Source organism: Paenibacillus sp. sg306046 (assembly GCF_059821225.1).
Genome location: NZ_JCAMRT010000007.1, coordinates 18163 through 38883 on the forward strand (window position 1 = coordinate 18163; position 20721 = coordinate 38883).

The following is a 20721-nucleotide window of genomic DNA, read 5'->3' on the forward strand; positions in this document are numbered from 1 at the left end:
TTGCTGTCTGTTTCCATCGTTTGATTCGAGCTGGCCTTGTGGCCGGCTTTTTCGATTTGAAAATAAGCAAAAAATCGGATTTATTTTCTCTTTTTCCGCATGCAGAACACCTGTATGATGAGTAAAAGCGCCCAGGTTTGTTGGATTGATTTAAGTTGGCTAGCGATTTTGATGCCAAGGCAGGGAGGGGATACATATTGTGAATCGTTTACTTCAGCTGCTGCATTTCGGTTATCATCAGGCGATGAGCTGTATATTCCCCGTTGCGATTTTTGGAACTTTAGCTATTTCCAGAGTGTTCGAGGTACCGCTTATTTACCGTTATGACGCCATTTTGCTTATCCTGCTTGCCGTACAATACTTGATGTACCGCAGCGGACTCGAAACACGCGACGAAATTAAGGTGATTTGTGTTTTTCACGTTATAGGTTTGATGCTGGAAATGTATAAGGTAAGGATGGGATCATGGTCATACCCGGAGCCTGGGTTTACGAAGCTGTTCGGCGTACCGCTGTATAGCGGGTTTATGTATGCAAGTGTAGCAAGCTTTATGTGTCAAATCTGGCGCAGACTGAGGATGGACATGACGGGCTGGCCGGGTCTTGTTTCCGCAGGGATGCTGGGCGGAGCCATCTATCTGAATTTTTTTACACATCATTTCATTCCGGATTTTCGGTGGTGGCTGACGGCGCTTGTATGCATGGTATTTTGGAAAACATGGATCATCTATCGGGTACGGACGGTAACTTATCGCATGCCCTTAACACTCGCTTTTCTGATTGTAGGTTTTTTCATATGGTTAGCTGAAAATATTGCTACATTTTTGGGGGCATGGAAATATCCTGACCAGCACCAAGCCTGGCAGCTCGTTAGCTTTAGTAAGATTAGCTCGTGGTTTCTGCTGATCATTATTAGCGTCATCATCGTTGCACAGCTAAAGCATGTGAAGGCGCGGCAGAGCAAGCGAGCTTCAAGGCCGAGTGAGGATTAGACGACAGAAAAACACAGGCTCAAGCTTACGGTGGCGGCCCAGGCCCAGTTGTTTGGGTCTGTAGCTGCTGTCGGGGCGTGTCAGGTCGCGCATGAATGGATCGAAGGCTGTGATAAAATTACGTCTGCTGCTGTCTGATTATCGAATAAAACTGTGGAAATTGTTCCACATGGAACATTTTTGTCGAAGCTTGCTCCACAATAAGACCTGCATCGTTTGCCGGATGAGTCGAAAGAAGCTCTTGAACAGCAGCGTACTTAGGACAACTGATGTACAGGGGTAGCGCCTTTGTCTGGAAGACTGTGCCTGCCACCAAAGCAGCATGCGCAGTCTTTTAGGCAAGCCGGAGCGTTTGTCCCGGACGCTTAGCGAGTCGTTGCCCCGCTTCCGGATGAAGGAGCAGGCCGGACAAGCGTAATTTTGCCGATAATCGAACGAATCGGAATATCTCCGAGCATACGGCTGTCCATGCTGTTCATACGGTTATCTCCGAGCACAAAAAGTGCATCCTCCGCCACGATATGCTCGGCGAAATCGAACTGAATGCGCGATCCTTCTCCAGTCGATCGGGCAGCCTCGGCTTGGATGTACGGCTCTTCACGAACGATGGTATTCACGTACAGCTCGTCGTTGCGGATGGCAATGGTATCTCCAGGAAAGCCAATGACACGTTTCACATACGTTTGTCCGCCCGGCACGCTGAAGACGATCAAGTCGCCCCGGGTAAACGGGTGCTCGTTGTAATAATCGGGGTCTACCGTGACGCGAGCTTCAGCGGCCAGCGTAGGCTGCATAGACGGGCCTTGAATTGTAAAGTGCCTGTCAGGCGTCGGGTCGCTTAATGCGACGGTTAGCGTCAGTGCTGCCATAATAAACAGGTTCATGGGAGCGGCTCCTTTCGTAAACTGAGCATCCTGGGTTTCATTGTAGCACTGGCGGGATTCGCCGGATAGCGGAAATAACAGCGGAGGCTGCACAAGCGAAACAAGTGTTGAAGGCAATCGCATAAGCGGAACAAAGCATTCTGCGGCTGCGGGGAGGGGCATGGGGCTGGAAAGAAAGACAGGCGTCTGCTGCCTGTTGACATTTCAGTCGAAACGGTGTACAACTAACATAATCCAATTGATCCAAACAAATTCATTGACGAGAACAAGTAAGCTAATCCCCTTGTCCCCCAGAGAGTTGGCCCTGCGCTGAAAGCCAACGTTCAAGCATTAGCCGAATATCCTCTCCGAGAAGGAAAGCTGAAGCAAGCCAGTAAGCTGACCCGGGGTCCCGCCGTTACAAGGGACGCGTATGATGGTACGCAGTACGAGTGTCGCAGCGAGCATGCAGGTCATGGTGGTTGCGGAACAAGGGTGGTAGCGCGAGAGTCAATCTCGTCCCTTACGGGACGGGATTTTTTTGTTTTTTAGCCCAGGCTTGGACGAACAAATGAGAATAAAGAAAGGGTGATTCCGCATGAATCAGGTCGATGTGAAGGAGACGGCAAGAGCCCGCGAGCTGCGGGTGCTGGCGCAATGGCAGGAGCGTGAACCGTTCCGCCGGTCTATGGAAAAGCGGGAGGGCCGTCCGAATTATGTATTTTACGAAGGTCCGCCGACGGCGAACGGCAAGCCGCATATCGGGCATGTGCTGGGCCGGGTGATCAAGGATTTTATCGGGCGCTACAAGACGATGTCGGGGTATCGCGTCGTGCGCAAGGCCGGGTGGGATACGCATGGATTGCCAGTCGAGCTGGGCGTGGAGAAGCAGTTGGGCATTTCCGGCAAGCAGGAGATTGAGCAATATGGCGTCGCCAAGTTTGTCGAGCAATGCCGCAGCAGCGTGTTCGAGTATGAGAAGCAGTGGCGCGAGCTGACCGAAGCGATCGGGTATTGGACCGATATGGAGCATCCGTATGTCACGTTGACCAACGAGTATATCGAGAGCGTCTGGCACCTGCTGTCGACCATTCACGGCAAAGGCTTGCTGTATCGCGGCCATCGTGTCAGCCCCTATTGTCCCGACTGTCAGACGACGCTCAGCTCGCATGAGGTGGCGCAAGGGTATGAGGATGTGAAGGACCTGAGCGCTACGGTCAAATTCAGAAGCAAGACGAGCGGCGAGCTGTTCCTCGCCTGGACGACAACGCCGTGGACGCTGCCGGCGAACGTGGCGTTGGCCGTGAACCGCGAGCTGGACTACGCGAAGGTTGAGCAGCGGGGCGAGGTGTACATCGTGGCGCTTCCGCTCGTGGAGCAGGTCATGAAGCAGGACTATACGATCTTGTCGGTGCACAAGGGGGCGGAGTTCATCGGCACCCCGTACGAGCCTCCATTCGGTTATGTGGAGGTGCAGCGCGGACATGTCGTCGTGGATGCCGAATATGTGACCGCGGCCAGCGGCACGGGCATTGTCCATATCGCTCCGGCGCATGGCGAGGACGATTATCGGACGGCGCGCAGCCATGAGCTGGATTTCGTCAACATCGTAGACGCGTCTGGCCGCTATACGGCTCAGGTGGCGGACTTGGCCGGACGATTCGTCAAGGATTGCGATGTGGACATCGTGAAGGAGCTGTCCGCCCGCGGCCTGCTGTACGCCAAAGAGCGCTACGAGCACAGCTACCCGTTCTGCTGGCGCTGCAAATCGCCGCTGCTGTATTACGCGACGGAGAGCTGGTTTATCCGGACGACGGCGGTCAAGGAGCAGCTGATCGCCAATAACAGCCGGATCGACTGGCACCCCGGCTACTTGCGCGACGGCCGCTTCGGCAAATTTCTGGAGGAGCTGGTGGACTGGAATATCAGCCGCAACCGGTATTGGGGCACGCCGCTTAACGTGTGGGTATGCGGCTCCTGCGGCGACGAGTTTTCGCCCGGCAGCTACAAGGCGCTGGAGGAGCGGGCGGAGCAGCCGTTCGGCGACGGTCTGGAGCTGCACAAGCCTTTCGTGGACGAAGTGCGGCTGCGCTGCACCTGCGGCGGCGTGATGGAGCGGACGCCGGAGGTGATCGACGTCTGGTTCGACAGCGGCTCGATGCCTTTCGCGCAATACCATCATCCGTTCGGCGATGAGCAGACGTTCCGCGAGCAGTACCCGGCGGATATGATCTGCGAAGGGATCGACCAGACGCGCGGCTGGTTTTTCAGCCTGCTGGCCGTATCGACGCTGTACAACGGGCAATTGCCGTATAAGGCGGTTATTTCTACGGGCCATATTCTCGATGAAGCCGGGCAGAAGATGTCGAAAAGCAAGGGCAACGTCATCGACCCGTGGGAGATCATCGAGGAGTTCGGCAGCGATGCCTTCCGCTGGGCGCTGCTGGCCGGCAGCGCGCCGTGGAACAGCAAGCGGTTCGCGAAGTCGATGGTGGCGGAGGCGAAGTCCAAGCTCGTCGATACGCTGCACCATACCCATGCGTTTTATGCGCTGTACGCGGCGATCGACGGCTATGACCCGGCGAAGCATCAAGTGCCGCCGTCGCAGCATGAGCTGGACCGCTGGATCGTGTCGAGGCTGAACAGCACGCTCAGGCTCGTCCGAAATGGACTGGAGGGGTATGATTTTCTGAATCCGGCGAAGCAGCTGGAGCTGTTTGTCGACGACCTGAGCAACTGGTACGTCCGCCGCTCCCGCGACCGGTTCTGGGGCAGCGGGCTGACGGCGGATAAGCTGGCCGCCTACCAGACGCTGCGCGGCGTGCTGCTGACGGTGGCCGGGATGATCGCGCCGTACATGCCGTTTATCGCGGAAGACCTGTGGGGCCGTCTCGGCGGCGAGGGCGACAGCGTCCACCTGACCGGTTACCCGACTGTGCAGGCGGACGCCATCGACGAGCAGCTGGAGACCGACATGGGCGTCGCCCGGCAGATCGTGGAGCTGGCCCGCGCTGTTCGGGCGGAGTCGGGCGTGAAGACACGCCAGCCGTTGTCTGAGCTGATCGTATCGCTGGAACCAGGCTTCGACCTTGAGCGGTTCGCAGCCATCATCCGCGAGGAGATCAATGTCAAGATGCTGCGCGTTGCGGAGGACGGGAGCAGCTTCGTGGATGTTCGGCTGAAGCTGAATCTGAAGACGGCGGGGAAAAAGTACGGCAAGCTCGTCGCGCCGGTGCAAAGCCTGCTCCGCGGGCTGCCTTCGGAGGAAGCCCGGCAAGCTGTAAGCGCAGGCGAGCTGCGCTTGCAGGTGGAGGAGCAAGCTTTGACGCTGCCGCTGTCTGAGCTGCTTGTCGAGACGCAGGCGAGAGCGGGCTTCGCCTCGGCTTCCGCAAGCGGCATTACGGTGACGCTGAATACGGCGGTTACGCCGGAGCTGGAGCAGGAGGGCTGGGTCAGGGAAGTGATCCGACTTGTGCAGGACTACCGCAAGCAGCTGTTGCTGCCGGTCGAACGCCGCATCCGGCTTGTGCTGGATGTGGACGACACGCTGCAGGCTGCGCTTGTTCGCTTCGACAGCGTGCTGCAGGAGCATGTGCTGCTGCAGCACGTGCGATTCGGCCAGCTGGAGGCGATGGCCGAATTCCCGATGGGCGAACGGCGGGTACGCCTGGGCATCGAGGATTAAGCGCGCGGAGCGGGCGGGCGTTCAGCTTGAGAGGGGAAGCTTCGCGCGTAGGCGTCCGGCGTCTGTCCGACCATGGCCTTGAAATCCTTGATAAAGTGGGCCTGGTCGTGATACCCCAGCTCCAGCGACAGCTGCGACAAGTCGAGACGCTGCCCGGCATGCATCGTTTCCGCCGCATGCTGCAGCCGCAGCAGCCGGATCACCCATTTGGGGCTGACGCCCACGTACTGGTCGAACAAGCGCTGCAGCGTCCGCCGGTGAACCTGAACGTGCTCACAGACTGTATCGACGCGAGTCATGTCGTGGCGCTCTCCGATCAGTTCGACGACCTGCCGGACAAAAGCGGCCTGCTCGTCCGGCTCGGGCAGCCTGGCGAGCAGACAGCGCTCCATCCGGGCGATCATCGCATCCGTATCAGCGTCCGGCTGGCCGAAGATCAGCTGCTCCAGCTCGGCGCCGTTCATATCCAGAATCCGGCTGACGGGGATCGGCTGGCCTGCCAGCTCCGAAATCGGCTGCCGGATGAACGGGTAGAAGCCGCCGGGCTGAAACTTCACGCCGAACACGCAGCCGCTGCCTTGCAGCAAGTGGGCATACGTGGCTTTGCCGGGGGCGAAGCAAGCCGTGCGCGCGGGCTCGACGACCAAATTTACACAAGGGTTCGGCACGACCAGCTGCGTATAAGGGTCCTGACCGGATAAATTCCACTTCACGATCCAATAATGTTTAACGAAGCCGGCCAGCGGGCCGGAGGGGGCATGGCGGGTCAGCTCAAGCTTTTTGGCCGCTTCCTGCACATGCAAGACGCCCAGACTGGGCTTGGGAATCGGTATCGTCATTCGGCTCACTCCCGGTTCATCAGTTGGAGGCGAAGGCTGTCGCGTTTTTACAAGACGAGGCTGTCCGTCTGCCTGTATGCTTATCGTATCTCATTCAAGGAATGGAGTGAACCCTGTGAAGCTGAATTACGAGTTTTATGTAGACGCTACGCCTGAGCATATTTGGAATATTCTCGTTAGTCCGGAGGGGACGCGGCAAATTTTTTTCGGCTGCGAGCTGAGGTCGACGTTTGAGCCGGGAGCGGATTATGCGTATGTCGGTCCGGGCAACGATGGCGACGAAACCGTTCATGTGTACGGCAAATGGCTGGAGTTCGAGCCGTACCGGAAAATGAGCTGCACCGAGCACCCCGGACCTTCCTACGCGCCGCATCATGCGGAGCTGGAGTCCCGCATGACCTTTACGCTGGAGGCGGTGGGCGGCTGTACCAAGCTGACGCTGGTCAACGACGAATTTACGCCAGGCCATCCCTCCATTGAAAAAGCGTCCAACACATGGTGGATGCTGCTGAGCAGCATCAAGACGCTGGCGGAAACCGGAAAAACGCTCGATTTCGGCTGGTAAACTATTCAGATGCGGCAAGCCGTTGTTAGTCAACGGCTTTTTTCATGCTCTTTTTTGGCATCTGAACGGTCAGTGCAACCATCAGCACGCCGATTCCGGCACATAACCACGCCATACTGTGCAGATTCGGGGTTGTGATCTGTTTGCCGAAGTGTGCCGCAAGCAGACTTGAGGACAGAATCGTCCCGATGAACCGGGATGTCATGAACAGGCCGGAGGCAATGCCGGTCTCTTCCTTCGTTACGGAATCGTAAAGCGCCATCTGCATGCCCAAATTGTTAAAGCCATTGGCGATCCCAAGCACGCTAAGCACGAGGAAGATGGTCAGTACGCTGGCTTGATCCCGAATGAGCAGCAGCAGGCTTCCCGCGACGACCAAAACAGTTCCAAGCAGCAGCGGCGGCCTGGAACCGCTTCGGTCAATCCAGCGGCTGACCAGTGGCGTGACCAGTATGCTGAAGCCGGCGATCGACAGCATCACGAGCCCGGTTTTCTGCGGGTCCATCAGCTGTACGCGCTGCAAGTAGGACGGGATGCCGAACATAATCGAGTAGAAGGCAATATTCGTCAAAATAAACTGCACATAAATCAGCGTAACCGTCATATTGCTTCGTAAAAAAACGACATTGATAAACGGCTTGCTGTGCCTGGCTTCGTATCGGTAAAGCCCTACCGACAAACCTGAGCTAACCGCGAGCTTCCACATGCTAAAATCGTCAGCAAGCGACAGAAAAAACAACAGCCACATGAAAATCGTTGCCGAAAAAAGCGCGACTCCCCGCCAGTCCATATCGGACATACGTCCAGCCGCTTTTGAATCGCGCGGAAACACCTTCCATGCCAGTAAAAAGGACCCGATAATAAACGGAAAGTTGCACAGGAAGATCAGCGGCCAATTGCCGTAATGCAATAAAAGTCCGCCGATGGAGGGGCCGAAGGCCGCCGAGGTGCTGGAAAAAATCGAGATGATGCCAAGCGCCTTCGCCTGGCCCTCCGTGATCTGGCTGCGAATCATTCCCATGCCGGACGGAAACAAAGCCGAGCTGCCCAAAGCCTGAATCATTCGAAAGCCGATCAGCCAGCCAAAGCTGGGAGACAGCGGCGCGAGACTCGACGACAATGTGACGAGCAGCAGTCCGAACATAAACACCTTTTTGCGACCGAACATGTCGCTCCACTTGCCCATCAGCGGCTGACCGATCGCGCTTGCTAAATAATACGTGGAGATCAGCCACGATACGTCGGCAAAGGTTAGGCTGAACTCCTCCTGCAGCCGGGCTAGAGCGACCGAAATCATCGTCGTATTGAGCGGATTAAGCAATGTGCCGAGAGCTACGGCGGTAATAAGCAGCAATTCTTTTCGTTGGAGCGCGGTTTTTGCAAGCGCCATGACGTCACCTCATTTGGGCATATGAAAAACGAATCGGTTTTAGTGGAGCGTCCCCGTGTGCTGCTTCCACTCGTTGATGCCTTCCTTCAGCCAATAAGCTTGACAGCCTAGCTTGCGAAGCTCCCTTACAGCTTGCGCCGCGTAGGCGCAATAAGGGCCGCGACAATAGGTCACAAGAGCAAGTTGAGCCGGCAGTTCATTCAGATGCTCCGCTAACTCTCCAGCTGGAATCGAAAGCGCCCCGGGGATATGATCGTAGTCGTACTCTTCGGCAGGCCGCACATCAACCAGCACAATTTCCCCCTGCCGATGCTTGGACAGAGCTTCCTCCAAAGGAATCGCGTACACGTCGTCAGACGGATTCAGAAATTGTTCCTTGATCCGCTGCACGTCTGCAAGCTGCTGCTCGCCGGTTTTCCATAAAGCAAGCAGCAGCTCGTTGACCGCGGCGTTCGCCAGCTCATAATAAACGAAGGTTCCTTTTTTCCTCGAAGTGACCAGACGAGCTTCCGCAAGCACCTGAAGATGTTGGGAGACGTTGGCGACCGTCATCGCAGACTGCCGCGCCAGCTTGTCCACGGATTTCTCGCCTTGAGACAGCAGATCGAGCAGCTCAAGCCGCTTTTCACTGGCTAAGCATTTGCCAATCCGGGCAAATTGTTTATAGATCTCCTCTTTGAATAGCCGTCCATTGGACGCGTCCATGTGTATCACCTAAATTCAATAAGTTAATTGAATATTATAATTTATTCTTTTAGCTGTCAATGCTTTAGTTGTGAAATGAAGACGACATCTGGAACGGCTTACAATTCTAAAGAAACGGTCAATTTCTCGTTGGGGGAGTTGTAATTAGGAGATAGTGAGCTAAAATATGGTTATTCTATTTACCAGCACGTTTACAGCATGAGCACTGATCCGAGGAAGGATGAGACGGATGATCATCAGCAGATGGAAAAGGATTTTAATCGGGCGGCCGATGAAAAGCAACGAAATTGAGGGGGAGAAGCTTGGCAAGCTCAAAGCGCTGGCGGTATTATCCTCCGATGCGTTATCTTCGGTTGCTTACGGGACGGAGCAAATTTTGATCGTCCTGATGGCCGCAGGCTTTGCGGCTGTCTGGTATTCGCTCCCGATTTCCGTTGCGGTGCTGGGATTGCTGCTTATTTTGATTTTGTCCTACCGGCAGACGATATTTGCTTACCCGGCCGGAGGCGGGGCGTACGTCGTAGCCAAGGATAACCTTGGGGTACCGACCGGCTTGCTTGCAGGCGGCTCGCTGCTTGTTGATTATGTGCTGACCGTAGCCGTCAGCTCGTCCGCCGGAACCGATGCCATTACGTCGGCCTTTCCGTCGCTTCATGATCACCGGGTTCTCATCGCACTCATCATGATTATGTTTCTGACGGTGATGAACCTGCGCGGCGTAACCGAGTCCGCGTCGGTGCTGGCTATTCCGATTTACCTGTTTGTCCTGTCGATCTTCGTGCTGATTGTTGCCGGCGTCGTCAACTATATGACGAACGGCATGCACGCGGCGGTGCCGCAAATTGGCTCAACCGTGTCGCATATCAGCCTGTTTCTGCTGCTCAAGGCGTTCAGCTCCGGCTGTTCGGCGTTGACCGGGGTGGAGGCGGTGTCGAACGCGATTCCGAATTTCAAGCAGCCGGCTGAGCGCAATGCGGCGTCGACGCTTGTGATGATGGGGAGCATTCTTGGCTTTATGTTTATCGGCATCAGCCTGCTCGCCTACTGGTACGGCATCAAGCCGGACCCGGAGAACACGGTTGTTTCGCAGATTGCGGCGGCGACGTTCGGACGGGGAGCGCTGTACTTTTTTATTCAGGGCGTCACGGCGATGATTTTGTTTCTGGCGGCCAATACGGCGTATTCGGCGTTCCCGCTGCTTGCTTTTATGCTGGCCAAGGATAAATACATGCCGCATGCGTTTATGGCCCGCGGGGACCGTCTCGGCTTCTCCAACGGCATTATCTTTCTCGGAATTTTCTCCGCGCTGCTTGTCGTCGTCTTCCATGGCGAAACGGAAAATTTGATTCCGTTGTACGCGGTCGGGGTTTTTATTCCGTTTACGCTGTCCCAGCTCGGCATGATGATTCGGTGGGTGAAGCTGCGTCCGCCAGGCTGGGTATCCCGCTTTACGGTCAATACGATTGGGATGCTGACGACACTCGGCATCACGCTTATTTTCATCATCACCAAATTTTCGCAGGTGTGGATGGTGTTTATTTTCCTGCCGCTGGTGATCGGCGCGTTTTACCGTATCCATCATCACTACCGCAATACGGCCGATGAGCTGCGCATTGATCCGGCCCGCGACAAACCGGTAATCAAGGGCAGCACCATTGTTGTGCCTGTGGCGGGCGTGACCAAGGTTGTGATGCATTCGATCGGCTACGCCAAATCGCTTACAGACAATGTGGTCGCGGTCTACATCGGCTTTGACGACGAATCCATCGAGCGGATGGAGAAAAAATGGGCGGAGTGGAATCCCGGTGTGCGGCTGATCGTGCTGCGCTCCAGCTACCGGAGCATCATCCGTCCGATTATGAAATTTATTGATACGGTCGAATGGAAAACGGCGGATACCGATCATATTACGGTGCTGATCCCGCAGTTCATTACAAAGCATTGGTGGGAAAATGTGCTGCATAACCAGCACGGCCTGCTGCTCCGCACGTATTTGATGAACAAAAAGGACGTCGTCATCGCAACCGTGCCGTTCCATCTGCAGAGGTAGGGCGTGTCGCCGCTGGGGCGGGTATAAGAATTGGTTGACAGAACCTTTGTCGCGCTGCTCGCGCGTTCAGAGGTTTTTTTTGATGTGGGCGTAAAGCGGGCGTATTCAGGAGAAGCCTGCATACGTTCAGGATTACCCGGTAGGAGGCTTATGGCACAGCGGGTGAAAAACAGATGTGGTTTGCAGAAGGGGGGGGCATGTATTTCCTGTAATTGTCCTGCACGTGCATCCTCAAAATCGAACTTTCGTAGTATAGTTAATATACAATTTTCAGGAAAAATTCGACAAATGGGGAGCATGGAAGCTATGGCGATTTTGAAAGTTCTGAAATTTGAAGGTCCTCCCGACCGGCTCGTCTGGAAATATCCGCACAGCGAATTGGCAACCTGGAGCGAACTGATTGTTCATGAATCCCACGAGGCGCTGTTGTTCAAAAACGGACAAGCGCTGGACTTGTTTGGTCCTGGCCGTCATACGCTGTCTACGCAGAACATTCCGGTGCTGTCCTCCTTGATCAATCTGCCGTATGGCGGCAAATCTCCGTTCAGCGCCGAGGTCTGGTATGTTAACAAGCTAAACCGGATGGATATGAAGTGGGGAACCGCCACTCCGATTCAACTGCAGGAGCCGCGCTACCAGGTGATCGTGGCGGTGCGGGCCTTCGGTCAGTTCGGCGTGCAGGTTGTCGATACCCGCAAGTTTTTGCTGAAGCTGGTCGGGACGCTTGATGCGATGGATCAGTCAGCCTTGATTACCTATTTTCGTGGCATTTTGCTGATGAACATGAAGGAAATTTTGTCCTCCTATCTGATTCATAAAAAAATCAGCGTATTCGACATTCACGCCTATGTATCGGAAATTTCGCGGCATATGGAGGAGCGTGTTTCGTCTGTGTTCGAGGAATACGGTTTGCGGCTGTTCAGCTTTACGATTGACTCAATCAACTTCCCTGACGATCCTGCGATTAATCGGCTGCGCGAGGCGCTGGCGAAGAAAGCGGAGATGGACATTATAGGATACAGCTACCAGCAGGAGCGAGCCTTCGATTCGATCGAGCAGGCTGCCCGGCATACAGGACATTCGCCATCCTTTCGAGGGACTCACTCCGGCAATAGCTTATGGGAGTTGTTCGGCCAGACCGCTGATCACACGGCTTCCCGGCTGAACGGTGCTGCTTCGGCCCGATCTTCTACGGCTTGTGACGCCTGTAAGCAGCCATTGCCTGCAGGCTCAAAGTTTTGTCCGCACTGCGGAGACGCGTACCGGCCTTGTCCGGCTTGCGAAGCGGATAATCCCGAGCAGGCTACCGCCTGTAAAGTTTGCCGCGCGCCGCTTGGCATCGCCTGCCCGCAGTGCGGGGTTATGACGGACAAAGGTAAGTTTTGCCACGAGTGCGGGGCGAAGCTTACGCTAACGTGCGGACAGTGCCAGCATGACGTTAAGCCGGGACAAAAGTTTTGTCTGGATTGCGGTTACAAGCTGCTATGAGGAAGAGAGGTCGGCAACGATGAGAATCCGGCATTTTTACAGCGGTCTGGTCGGCGGCGTGTTTGCTGTAGTGCTGATCGTGACGTTAGGTGTATTTGTCACCTACAAGCCGTGGACAACGTCTGCAGCCCACGGTTGGGTGTCGCTGGCTGCGGTCGTGCTGGCGGAAGCTGCTTTGTTGGAGGCGGCTCTCCGCTTCGTTCAAAGCCGGAAAGGTCACCCGGCGCTGTGGCTTCGTATGACAAGCGCCGTGCTGTATGCGGCTGCTGTAGTCGGCTGCACGTTGGTGGGTTGGCTGGCGCTGGACATGTCGCTGTTCAGCTATACACTGCTCCAGCTCGTGCTCTTGTGCGGGTGGCTCCTGCTGCTGCTGCTGTCCGCATACTACGTCCGCAGAACCCGCAGCGATGCGGAGGGGCAGGAGGTTCGGACAGCTCTGCTGCAGCAGATGCTGCGGGGGATGCTCACAGTCGAGCGGTTGCTGGATGAGCGTGAGCTGCCCGTTGATGCCATGCTGACTGCGAAGGTTCGGAAGCTTACGGAGCAGGTCCGATACAGCGACCCTGTCTCGCATCCTTCTATGACTGTCATAGAAGAAAGTCTGCTTTGGCAAATCAATGAGCTGGAGCGCTGCATGCGGCAATTGGGCCAAAATCCAATGCAGGCTGACGAGAAGGCGCTGGAACTGCCGCTCCAGCTTGTAAATGACATCATGGCAGACCTGGTCAAGCGAAACAGCCAATTGCTTGCGCACAAATCATATGGGCTAGAAGGGAAGTTGCTTGAATGAGGTACTCGGCGAAGCAGTGGGGTGATCAGCCTGTCATTTCGAGCAGGTTGATTTCGATACTCATGATTTTCATGTTCCCCATCGCTCTAATCCTGTTACTTATACGAATGATACGACATCGCAATCTGAGCTATCAAAAGCATCTGGATTCCAAATATTTGGGCAACCTCCTGCTGATCATTTTTCTGCTGCTGAGCTTCTCCTATTTTATCCAACTGGCAGGGGGAACGGAGCTGCCTGTCTCCGTTTACCTTGGTTGTGTGCTGCTGCTGCTCGTGCCAGGCATATGCTTTCGGATCAGAGCTAGTATGCAGTTGGATCAGCTTTATTCGATATATAGACGTTACAAAGAGCTGATCTACGAAAGCCATGTCTTGAGTATTTCCGGACTGGCCGAGCTGACGCAGCAGCGACCTGCTGTCGTTACCGAAGATTTGCTGCGGATGGTGCGCATATTCGAGCTGAATTATTGTCACGTGGATCAGCAGTCGCAACGGCTTGTGCTGGAGGAGGAGCCTCCTTCGCTTGATGACTGGTATGAGGGAACCGCAGCGACGGAGGAGGTGGACTGGGATAACGAAGGCAAGTGGAATGCTCCGTGGAGCGACATGCACAATCCTCGCAGCAGTCCTGCCCCCAGCGGACCAAGAACCGTAGAGTGCTCCGGCTGCGGAGCGCAGACTGTGCTGCAGCCGCGAGAAACGTCCGCCTGCAGCTACTGTGGCACACCGCTGGCGTATCCGGCGACTTGAAGGAAAGGGCAGGGTGCACTTTAGCGCCCCTTGCCCTTTTACGTGTGGCGTTAGGAGTGGTCTGCTGTTGGCCCCGCTGCTTACACCCGAATCAGCAAGTCCTTGTATTTCTCCAGATCGGATGCCTTGCATTCCAGCTCCAACCGCGTGCCGGCTTCTTCGTAGCTGGTGGCGCGGACGTGGCCGTGCTCGTTGAAATAGGCGACAAGCCGACCCTGGTCATAAGGCACGATAATTTCGCAGTGGATGTAATGCTGGAAGATGCGCTCCCGGATCATGCCGGTCAGCTCGTCGATCCCGCTGCTTTGCCGTGCGGACAAATAAAGACGGTCCTCTTCGATCTGCGGATAAGGCTGCCCGGTCAGATCGGCCTTGTTGAAGGCATAAAGCATCGGAATCTGGTCGGCTCCGAGCTGGCGAAGCGTGTCCTCGGTGACCGCGATTTGCTGCGCATACTCCGGGTTGGACGCGTCTACAACGTGAATCAACAAATCCGCTTCTGCGACCTCCTCCAGCGTGGAGCGGAAAGCTTTCACCAGATGATGGGGCAGCTGGCTGACGAAGCCGACTGTGTCGGTCAGCAGGAAGGCCTTGTGATCCGGCAGGTCGATGCGGCGCACGGAGGTTTCCAGGGTGGCAAACAGCATATCCTTCGCCAGCACCTGCTTGCCTGAGCCGGGGTGATACGTTTCGATGATCGCGTTCATCAGGCTTGATTTTCCGGCGTTTGTATAGCCGACGAGACATACGACCGGCACCTCGTTTTTATGCCGCTGCTTCCGCTGGGTTTGGCGGCGCGCTACCAGCTTTTCCAGCTCGGCCTGGAGCACGGTAATTTGCTCCTCGATTTTCCGGCGGTCCAGCTCCAGCTTTGTTTCCCCGGAGCCGCGGTTTTTGAAGCCGGAGCCGCCACCGCCGCCTTGTCTGCCCAGCGAGGCGCGCAGTCCGACCAGACGCGGCAGCATATATTGCAGCTGGGCGACCTCTACCTGCAGCTGAGCTTCACGCGTTTGCGCCCGCTCCGCGAAAATATCCAAAATCAAGATCGTGCGATCAATGACCTTGCACGCCAGCGCCCCCTCCAGATTGCGGATTTGCGAATGCGACAGCTCGTCATTGCAGATGACGGTGGACGCCTCGCACGCCTCCAGCAGCGCCTTCAGCTCTTCAACCTTGCCGGTTCCGATGTAATGGGAAGGGTTCATGCGATCCAGCTTCTGGCTCAGCTCGCCGACGACCTCGACGCCGCAGGCCGCAGCCAGATTGCGGAGCTCCTCCATCGAATAGGCAAAATCAGATTGATGCTGCAGCTGAATGCCGACAATAACTGCTTTCGATTGCTGTTGTTCCATATAGATAATCATCCTCTCAGGCATGAAATGTTCGTACAAAACCGTCATGGCTTTCCGCCGCAACCCCGACATGAAAGCAGCTCTTTCAAAGAAAAAAAGCACACACGGGCAGTCTGCCTGTGTGTGCAGTGACAAGTCGAGGAGCTCAAGCAACAGTCCGGCAGCAGCTTGCCGCCGGGTTAGGGACGTCACGTTTAGTAGGGCAAGCCAGCCGTACGGACAACGAGTCGCAAGCGAGACAGTACGCACCGCGACAACAAGCGGGCGCTAGCTGCTCGTGCGGCATCTTCGTACCGGACTGGGCTTCTTCCTGCGTATAAACGTGACATGCCAATTCAAAAGGCCACCCGAAAGCAGGCGGCGCACAGCCGCTGCGTTCGGATGAAGGTAGCAAGGGTTACCTGATGAAGTGGACAGACCTATCCTGAGTCCTCTGTACACACAGAGACTTTGGCGCTATTAAATTAGCCGCGCAAAGAACGAACCCGGATACAATCTATCACACGTAACCCCTCCGTTTCACTGTAAGTGTGTTCATCATAACATGAAGCCTTGCTCGCCGCAACCGGGCGTTGGAGCAGGGCATACAGCTTGCTTGCTGGCGTACACGCCCTGCGGATCATGCGTAGCGCGGGCTGTTTCATCTGAACGGAGGGGCATGATGATGCCGCTGCCTCGCCTATTCGGTGAGCGCTCAGATCAGCGGGTCCTGCTTCATGAAGCTGCGAGCAAGGCTTTCGGCATGACGGTCTCGGGTTGACCTGCGGTAATCCTCAAGCACGTCGATGAGATATTCGGCGCCTGACTCGTCGAAGGCCTGGAAGATCGCTTGCTCCGGGTCCTTGAGCTGCACCCGGTGACCGCATTCGGTCAGGCAGCGCTCGAAATCGGCCAGGGTGGGCAATTGACCGTCCTCCAGATAGATTAATCCGCGCAGCTGCTTGGTTTCGTGCTGACGGATTACCTTGAAGTGGATGATATGCTCCGGGATGATGTCCACGCTCCTTTATCCGAATTAAATTTACAGCTCCTCTCCATCGTCCGCCAAATGAGAGCCGTTGTCAGTGAGGTTTGTTACAGCGTACTTTGTCGGGGTGGGCAAAGGCCAGTGCCAGTACCAATGCCAGTATCAGTACCTCTGTCGATCCTGCTTGACTCAAGGCGGCTGCGGTCAGGCAGACATGGCTTTCGCAGAGAGGCGCCCGCAGCCCCACTACCCGGCAATGGAATTTGACGGTATACTGGGGGAGTATAATCGCTTCGCACCGCAGCTCAACTGAGCCAGGGCAGAGCGTAGGCGATCCTTCATTAATCATAGCATAGGTGCGTCTGCGTCTGATGCGTTTGTTCCGGGTAAATTCCCGGTAGGCGCGCTGTGTGGCGAGCCGCATCCGAACCGGAGAGGAAGAAGCATATGAACGTTAAACAACCGGCCGATCCACGCGGGCACGGCGGATGGAGAACAAGGCGCATAGGGAAGGGCGGCCGTCGAAGCGTGCTGGCGCTGGCGGCTGCATGGACGATGGCGGCTGCCGCAGTGCTGCTGCTGCCGTCAGGGGCACAGGCCCAGACGTCGGCCCAGACGGCATCACAGACGCAGACTCAGACGCCAGCCCAGACGCCGACGCAGATGTCTGCGCAGGCACTGCCGTCTGCCGGGACAGCCGCGCAGCTAAACGTCACTCCTTGGCCGACGGTCATCGACGGGCAAGCGGGTACGGTTCCTGCTGCCAATGTCGCGGGAGATACGTATATCGGGCTGCGCGCCCTGAATGAGCGGCTTGGCCTGGAGACAGGCTGGAATGCGGCCAACCGGCTCGTTACCGTCAGCGGCCGTGGCCGCACGTTGTCACTGGGGCTGGATCAGCTGCATACGTATACGCTGAATGGACAGCAACTATTCGGCGCGCCTGCAATTGTGCAGGATGGCTCTACCTACTTGCCGCTGCGATTTTTGCTGGAGCATATGGGTTACGGCATTTCTTACGACGCAGCGACGCGCACGATAAAGATCGACACCATCTCCGAAAATACGCTGACTGTGGAAACGCGGACGATTGAGGAGGAAGGCGAAAAGCGGTCGATGCTCGTTCATTATCCGCAGATTACCGGCTTCGCCGATCATGTAGTGCAGGACAAAATCAATACCTTCCTCAAGCATGAAGGCGAAGCGCACGCCGCCGAGGGACGGCTGCTGCTCGCGTCCGCAGCGGCGGACAACAAAGCTGTAAAAGCAGACAATCCGGACTTTGAGATCCCGCCGGTCACATACGCCGGTTATTATACGGTGACTTATAATGAGCAGGGACGGCTGAGTATGTATGTGGACTATTACAGCTACACTGGCGGGGCGCACGGTATGACGGCGCGGGTGCCGTATACCTTTGATCTCAATACAGGCCGTGAATTGACGCTGCAGGAGGCGGCGGAGGGCAACTCCCGGTTTGTCTCGATTATCAACCAGGCTATCCAGCAGCAAATTCAGGAGCGGCAGCTCTACATGCTGCAGCCGTTTGAGACGATTGAGCCGGACCGCTCCTTTTTTCTGAAGGCTGGCGCTATTGTTATTTATTTCAGTCAGTACGAATATACCCCTTATGCGGAGGGCATGCCGGAGTTTGACATTCCGTTTACTGCCTTCCGATAAAGTATTCAAAGGGTAGCCGGATCGGATCACGGCTTCCGGCAAGCAGCCAGCATCGGTCGTCCGTCGGCCGGTGCTTTTTCCAATCTAATTTTAAGCTTGCCTTAAGCTAACGTTCAGGTTGTCTTCAGCCCATGATCAGCTTCCTGTGAGAAGATGGGTTTCAGAAGATAACATTAGAGATGAAAAGGGTTGGCAAGCATGAAGCGAGCATCGAATCTAGCCCCGATCCAGGCGGCCCGCGGCGCGGCCGTCTTGTTGGTGGCGTTGTTTCACACTTCACAGATGGGCGAGCGCTATTTTTCATACGACTTCCTTGGGGTGAGCGGACTTGGCAAATCGGGTGCGTACACCTTCTTTTTTGTGCTGACAGGTTATTTGATGTACATGATCTACCAGGGACGATTTACCCGTCAGGAGGAAGCGGGCGTGTTTCTGCTCAAACGGTTTATGCGGATTTATCCGCTGTACTGGCTGCTGATGGCTGTTCTCACGCCGGTTTATTTTCTGGTGCCCTCCTTCGGACTCGGTCACGAGCGGCAGCCGGGCGTAATTATCAAGTCGCTGCTGCTATGGCCGCAGTCGGTACCGCCAGTGATGGGCGTAGCCTGGTCTTTGAGTTATATCGTATTTTTTTATCTGGCTTTTTCGCTATGCTTCCTGCTCAAGGAAAAGGCGATTGCCGCTTTGTTTTCCTCCTGGTTTACGGTTATTTTGCTGAACGCCTTCGGCGTTATTCAAGTTCGCGACAGTGTGCTGCTGCAATTTCTGTTCAATCCGGTGCATCTGGCTTTTTTCAGCGGCATGCTGATCGGATTCGCGGAGCGCCGCCGGCTGATCGGCGGGTGGTCCGGCTGGTGGATGCTGGCCGGAGCGGGCGGTTATCCGCTGCTCTGGCTGATCGCGCTGCGGCAGCCGGACCTGCCGTATCTCGATCTGCTGTATATGGCGTCGTCGGTAGTGCTGCTGGCGGGCATTACGCGCTGCCGGACGGTGGAGGGGCTCGGCTGGAAGCCGCTTATTGCTTTGGGCGACGCCTCGTATTCGATTCTGCTGACAAGTTTGCCGTTTCTGTCGGTCGTCAACAAGCTGTTGCGGACGCTGCATGTGCCGGAGCTGCTGGGACGGCCTGCTGCCATCGCCCTGTCATTTATCGTGACGGCGCTGCTGGGCGTGGCGTTTTACCGGCGGATTGAACGACCGCTGGTTGCCAAGCTGCGCAGGCTGCTGGACGAGAAGCGAGGGAGGGACGCGGCAATGGACTATGCGCCGGATTCTGCCGGACTCCGCCATCCGTCGGACCTTGCCCGGCGTTGAACCCGCTGCATGAACGCTAGTGAGCAGTCCCCGCTAGTAAAGCGCGACCTTGCCCGGTTTTCAGCCCCCATGGACGGGTCGCGCCGCCCCGATTTACCCTCGATTGGCCCCACAATAAATCCTTTTTCGACATAACATTGCGATAAGCGTTTTGCTTGCGGTAGACTAAGCTATAGGACAAATATAGCGGACTGCCCGAGTGGAGATGATGGGATGGAAAATCTGAGGAATTTTTTTGCAAGTTTGACAGTGCGGCGGTTTATGATTTTGCTGCTGATCTGCGTGCTGTTGTTCAGTATCCGGGATATGATGAATCTGGTGCTGCTCACTTTTTTGATCGCTTACATCATGAACAGCCTGCAGCGGGTCATTACGAGCCGGATCAGCAAATTCGTGACGATCAACAGCAAAATTATTATTGTGCTGCTGTATGCGGTGTTTATTACCGGCTTCGTATGGGCGATTGTCAACTATTTCCCTAAGCTATTCAGCCAGATCAAGCAGCTTGCCGACATCCTGATCAGTCTGACGAACCTGCCTGCCCCGCAGGATGAGTTCACCCGGTATATTTACAAAAGCGTGAAGGATCTGAACCTGCAGTCTTATATGAAGCAGGGCTTCGAGTATATTTTGCGGATCAGCAACTGGGGGACGACGCTGGTGTTGTCCATTATTCTCAGCCTTGTGTTTATTCTGGAGAAAAACCGGATCTTGGCGTTTACCTCGCGGTTGAAGGAAAGCAAGCTGTCCTGGTTTTATAATGAGCTTGAATATTTTGGTAGAAAATTCATCCTGTCCTTCGGCAAAGTGATCGAGGCGCAGGTGCTGATTGCGATGTTTAATACGCTATTTACGATCATCGGGCTGTGGATTCTCGGATTTCCGTATTTGTTCGCGCTGGCCATCATGATTTTCCTGCTTAGTCTGATTCCTGTTGCGGGCTTCGTGATTTCCTTGATCCCGCTCTGCTTTATCGCCTACAATCTTGGCGGCCATACGCTCGTTATCTATGTGCTTGTGATGATCGCTGTGCTGCATTTCCTGGAGGGGTATTTGCTGAATCCGAAGCTGATGTCGTCTAAGATGAATTTGCCGATGTTTTACACGCTTGTCGTGCTGTTGTTCTCGGAGCATTATTTGGGGATTTGGGGACTGATTTTGGGGATTCCGATTTTTGTCTTCCTGCTGGATATTATTGATGTTGATACGTCGAAAAAATAGCCTGCTCCCGCATGCGGCCGGAAGGTGATTTGCATCTTGCGCTCCAGGTGCTTTACACTAGAGATGCGG

At 55.5% G+C, this 20721-nt stretch carries 16 protein-coding genes and 1 other annotated feature; of the genes, 10 read left to right on the plus strand and 6 right to left on the minus strand.

The window, feature by feature from the left end; translation table 11 throughout:
* Nucleotides 1-199 precede the first annotated feature (199 nt).
* A complete protein-coding gene (locus tag AC6ROY_RS08995; protein WP_500099917.1) occupies nt 200-991 on the plus strand; it encodes a DUF817 domain-containing protein in 792 nt (263 codons plus the stop codon).
* 365 nt (nt 992-1356) lie between these two features.
* On the opposite strand, the gene lepB is transcribed toward AC6ROY_RS08995, so the two are convergent.
* Nucleotides 1357-1875 carry a signal peptidase I gene (gene lepB, locus AC6ROY_RS09000; protein ID WP_500099918.1) on the minus strand — a complete coding sequence of 173 codons (519 nt, stop codon included), beginning with the start codon at nt 1873-1875 and terminating at the stop codon, nt 1357-1359.
* Between the two features lie 247 nt (nt 1876-2122).
* Nucleotides 2123-2381: a binding site (T-box leader), on the plus strand.
* A 71-nt stretch (nt 2382-2452) separates the two neighbouring features.
* On the opposite strand from lepB, the gene ileS reads away from it, so the two are divergent.
* Nucleotides 2453-5539 (plus strand): isoleucine--tRNA ligase, encoded by a 3087-nt coding sequence (ileS, locus tag AC6ROY_RS09005; RefSeq protein WP_500099919.1) that lies wholly within the window; start codon nt 2453-2455, stop codon nt 5537-5539.
* Here ileS and AC6ROY_RS09010 read toward each other — a convergent pair.
* Nucleotides 5536-6378: a DUF6597 domain-containing transcriptional factor gene (locus tag AC6ROY_RS09010; RefSeq protein ID WP_500099920.1), complete on the minus strand. Its 843-nt coding sequence runs from the start codon at nt 6376-6378 to the stop codon at nt 5536-5538. The two genes, ileS and AC6ROY_RS09010, sit on opposite strands and share 4 nt — an antisense overlap.
* 115 nt (nt 6379-6493) lie before the next feature.
* Between AC6ROY_RS09010 and AC6ROY_RS09015 the strand changes: the two genes are divergently transcribed.
* Nucleotides 6494-6943 (plus strand): SRPBCC family protein, encoded by a 450-nt coding sequence (locus tag AC6ROY_RS09015; RefSeq protein ID WP_500099921.1) that lies wholly within the window; start codon nt 6494-6496, stop codon nt 6941-6943.
* Between the two features lie 25 nt (nt 6944-6968).
* Here AC6ROY_RS09015 and AC6ROY_RS09020 read toward each other — a convergent pair whose 3' ends face one another.
* Both AC6ROY_RS09020 and AC6ROY_RS09025 read right to left on the minus strand, forming a co-directional pair.
* Complete coding sequence (locus AC6ROY_RS09020) at nt 6969-8333, minus strand: MFS transporter (protein WP_500099922.1); 1365 nt, start codon at nt 8331-8333, stop codon at nt 6969-6971.
* Between the two features lie 39 nt (nt 8334-8372).
* A complete protein-coding gene (locus AC6ROY_RS09025; RefSeq protein ID WP_500099923.1) occupies nt 8373-9038 on the minus strand; it encodes a metalloregulator ArsR/SmtB family transcription factor in 666 nt (221 codons plus the stop codon).
* 232 nt (nt 9039-9270) lie between these two features.
* Between AC6ROY_RS09025 and kimA the strand changes: the two genes are divergently transcribed.
* The 4 genes from kimA to AC6ROY_RS09045 all read left to right on the plus strand — a co-directional run bounded on the left by kimA (nt 9271) and on the right by AC6ROY_RS09045 (nt 14118).
* Entirely contained in the window at nt 9271-11088 is a 1818-nt protein-coding gene (gene kimA / locus AC6ROY_RS09030; RefSeq protein ID WP_500100172.1) for a potassium transporter KimA, read from the plus strand.
* Nucleotides 11089-11394: 306 nt separating this feature from the next.
* Nucleotides 11395-12576, plus strand: coding sequence for an SPFH domain-containing protein (locus AC6ROY_RS09035; protein ID WP_500099924.1), 1182 nt, complete (start codon nt 11395-11397; stop codon nt 12574-12576).
* A 19-nt stretch (nt 12577-12595) separates the two neighbouring features.
* Complete coding sequence (locus AC6ROY_RS09040; RefSeq protein ID WP_500099925.1) at nt 12596-13366, plus strand: hypothetical protein; 771 nt, start codon at nt 12596-12598, stop codon at nt 13364-13366.
* Nucleotides 13367-13473: 107 nt separating this feature from the next.
* A complete protein-coding gene (locus tag AC6ROY_RS09045; RefSeq protein ID WP_500099926.1) occupies nt 13474-14118 on the plus strand; it encodes a hypothetical protein in 645 nt (214 codons plus the stop codon).
* 80 nt (nt 14119-14198) lie between these two features.
* On the opposite strand, the gene hflX is transcribed toward AC6ROY_RS09045, so the two are convergent.
* Together hflX and AC6ROY_RS09055 are read right to left on the minus strand one after the other, a co-directional pair.
* Nucleotides 14199-15470, minus strand: coding sequence for a GTPase HflX (gene hflX / locus AC6ROY_RS09050; protein ID WP_500099928.1), 1272 nt, complete (start codon nt 15468-15470; stop codon nt 14199-14201).
* A gap of 694 nt (nt 15471-16164) precedes the next feature.
* Nucleotides 16165-16470 carry a hypothetical protein gene (locus AC6ROY_RS09055; RefSeq protein WP_500099929.1) on the minus strand — a complete coding sequence of 102 codons (306 nt, stop codon included), beginning with the start codon at nt 16468-16470 and terminating at the stop codon, nt 16165-16167.
* 414 nt (nt 16471-16884) lie between these two features.
* Here AC6ROY_RS09055 and AC6ROY_RS09060 point away from each other — a divergent pair, with 414 nt between their 5' ends.
* The 3 genes from AC6ROY_RS09060 to AC6ROY_RS09070 all read left to right on the plus strand — a co-directional run bounded on the left by AC6ROY_RS09060 (nt 16885) and on the right by AC6ROY_RS09070 (nt 20652).
* The gene (locus AC6ROY_RS09060; protein ID WP_500099930.1) at nt 16885-18117 is read left to right on the plus strand and encodes a stalk domain-containing protein; all 1233 of its coding nucleotides are present in this window, start codon (nt 16885-16887) and stop codon (nt 18115-18117) included.
* Between the two features lie 198 nt (nt 18118-18315).
* A complete protein-coding gene (locus tag AC6ROY_RS09065; protein ID WP_500099931.1) occupies nt 18316-19431 on the plus strand; it encodes an acyltransferase family protein in 1116 nt (371 codons plus the stop codon).
* Between the two features lie 213 nt (nt 19432-19644).
* Nucleotides 19645-20652 (plus strand): AI-2E family transporter, encoded by a 1008-nt coding sequence (locus AC6ROY_RS09070; protein ID WP_500099932.1) that lies wholly within the window; start codon nt 19645-19647, stop codon nt 20650-20652.
* Nucleotides 20653-20721: the final 69 nt, after the last annotated feature.

What these genes read in the sequence shown, in the direction of transcription:
- lepB (WP_500099918.1), bottom strand. Translation starts at nt 1,875, where the DNA reads ATGAACCTGTTTATTATGGCAGCACTGACGCTAACCGTCGCATTAAGC.
- ileS (WP_500099919.1), top strand. Translation starts at nt 2,453, where the DNA reads ATGAATCAGGTCGATGTGAAGGAGACGGCAAGAGCCCGCGAGCTGCGG.
- AC6ROY_RS09010 (WP_500099920.1), bottom strand. Translation starts at nt 6,378, where the DNA reads ATGACGATACCGATTCCCAAGCCCAGTCTGGGCGTCTTGCATGTGCAG.
- AC6ROY_RS09020 (WP_500099922.1), bottom strand. Translation starts at nt 8,333, where the DNA reads ATGGCGCTTGCAAAAACCGCGCTCCAACGAAAAGAATTGCTGCTTATT.
- AC6ROY_RS09025 (WP_500099923.1), bottom strand. Translation starts at nt 9,038, where the DNA reads ATGGACGCGTCCAATGGACGGCTATTCAAAGAGGAGATCTATAAACAA.
- AC6ROY_RS09035 (WP_500099924.1), top strand. Translation starts at nt 11,395, where the DNA reads ATGGCGATTTTGAAAGTTCTGAAATTTGAAGGTCCTCCCGACCGGCTC.
- AC6ROY_RS09040 (WP_500099925.1), top strand. Translation starts at nt 12,596, where the DNA reads ATGAGAATCCGGCATTTTTACAGCGGTCTGGTCGGCGGCGTGTTTGCT.
- AC6ROY_RS09045 (WP_500099926.1), top strand. Translation starts at nt 13,474, where the DNA reads ATGATACGACATCGCAATCTGAGCTATCAAAAGCATCTGGATTCCAAA.
- hflX (WP_500099928.1), bottom strand. Translation starts at nt 15,470, where the DNA reads ATGGAACAACAGCAATCGAAAGCAGTTATTGTCGGCATTCAGCTGCAG.
- AC6ROY_RS09060 (WP_500099930.1), top strand. Translation starts at nt 16,885, where the DNA reads ATGAACGTTAAACAACCGGCCGATCCACGCGGGCACGGCGGATGGAGA.
- AC6ROY_RS09065 (WP_500099931.1), top strand. Translation starts at nt 18,316, where the DNA reads ATGAAGCGAGCATCGAATCTAGCCCCGATCCAGGCGGCCCGCGGCGCG.
- AC6ROY_RS09070 (WP_500099932.1), top strand. Translation starts at nt 19,645, where the DNA reads ATGGAAAATCTGAGGAATTTTTTTGCAAGTTTGACAGTGCGGCGGTTT.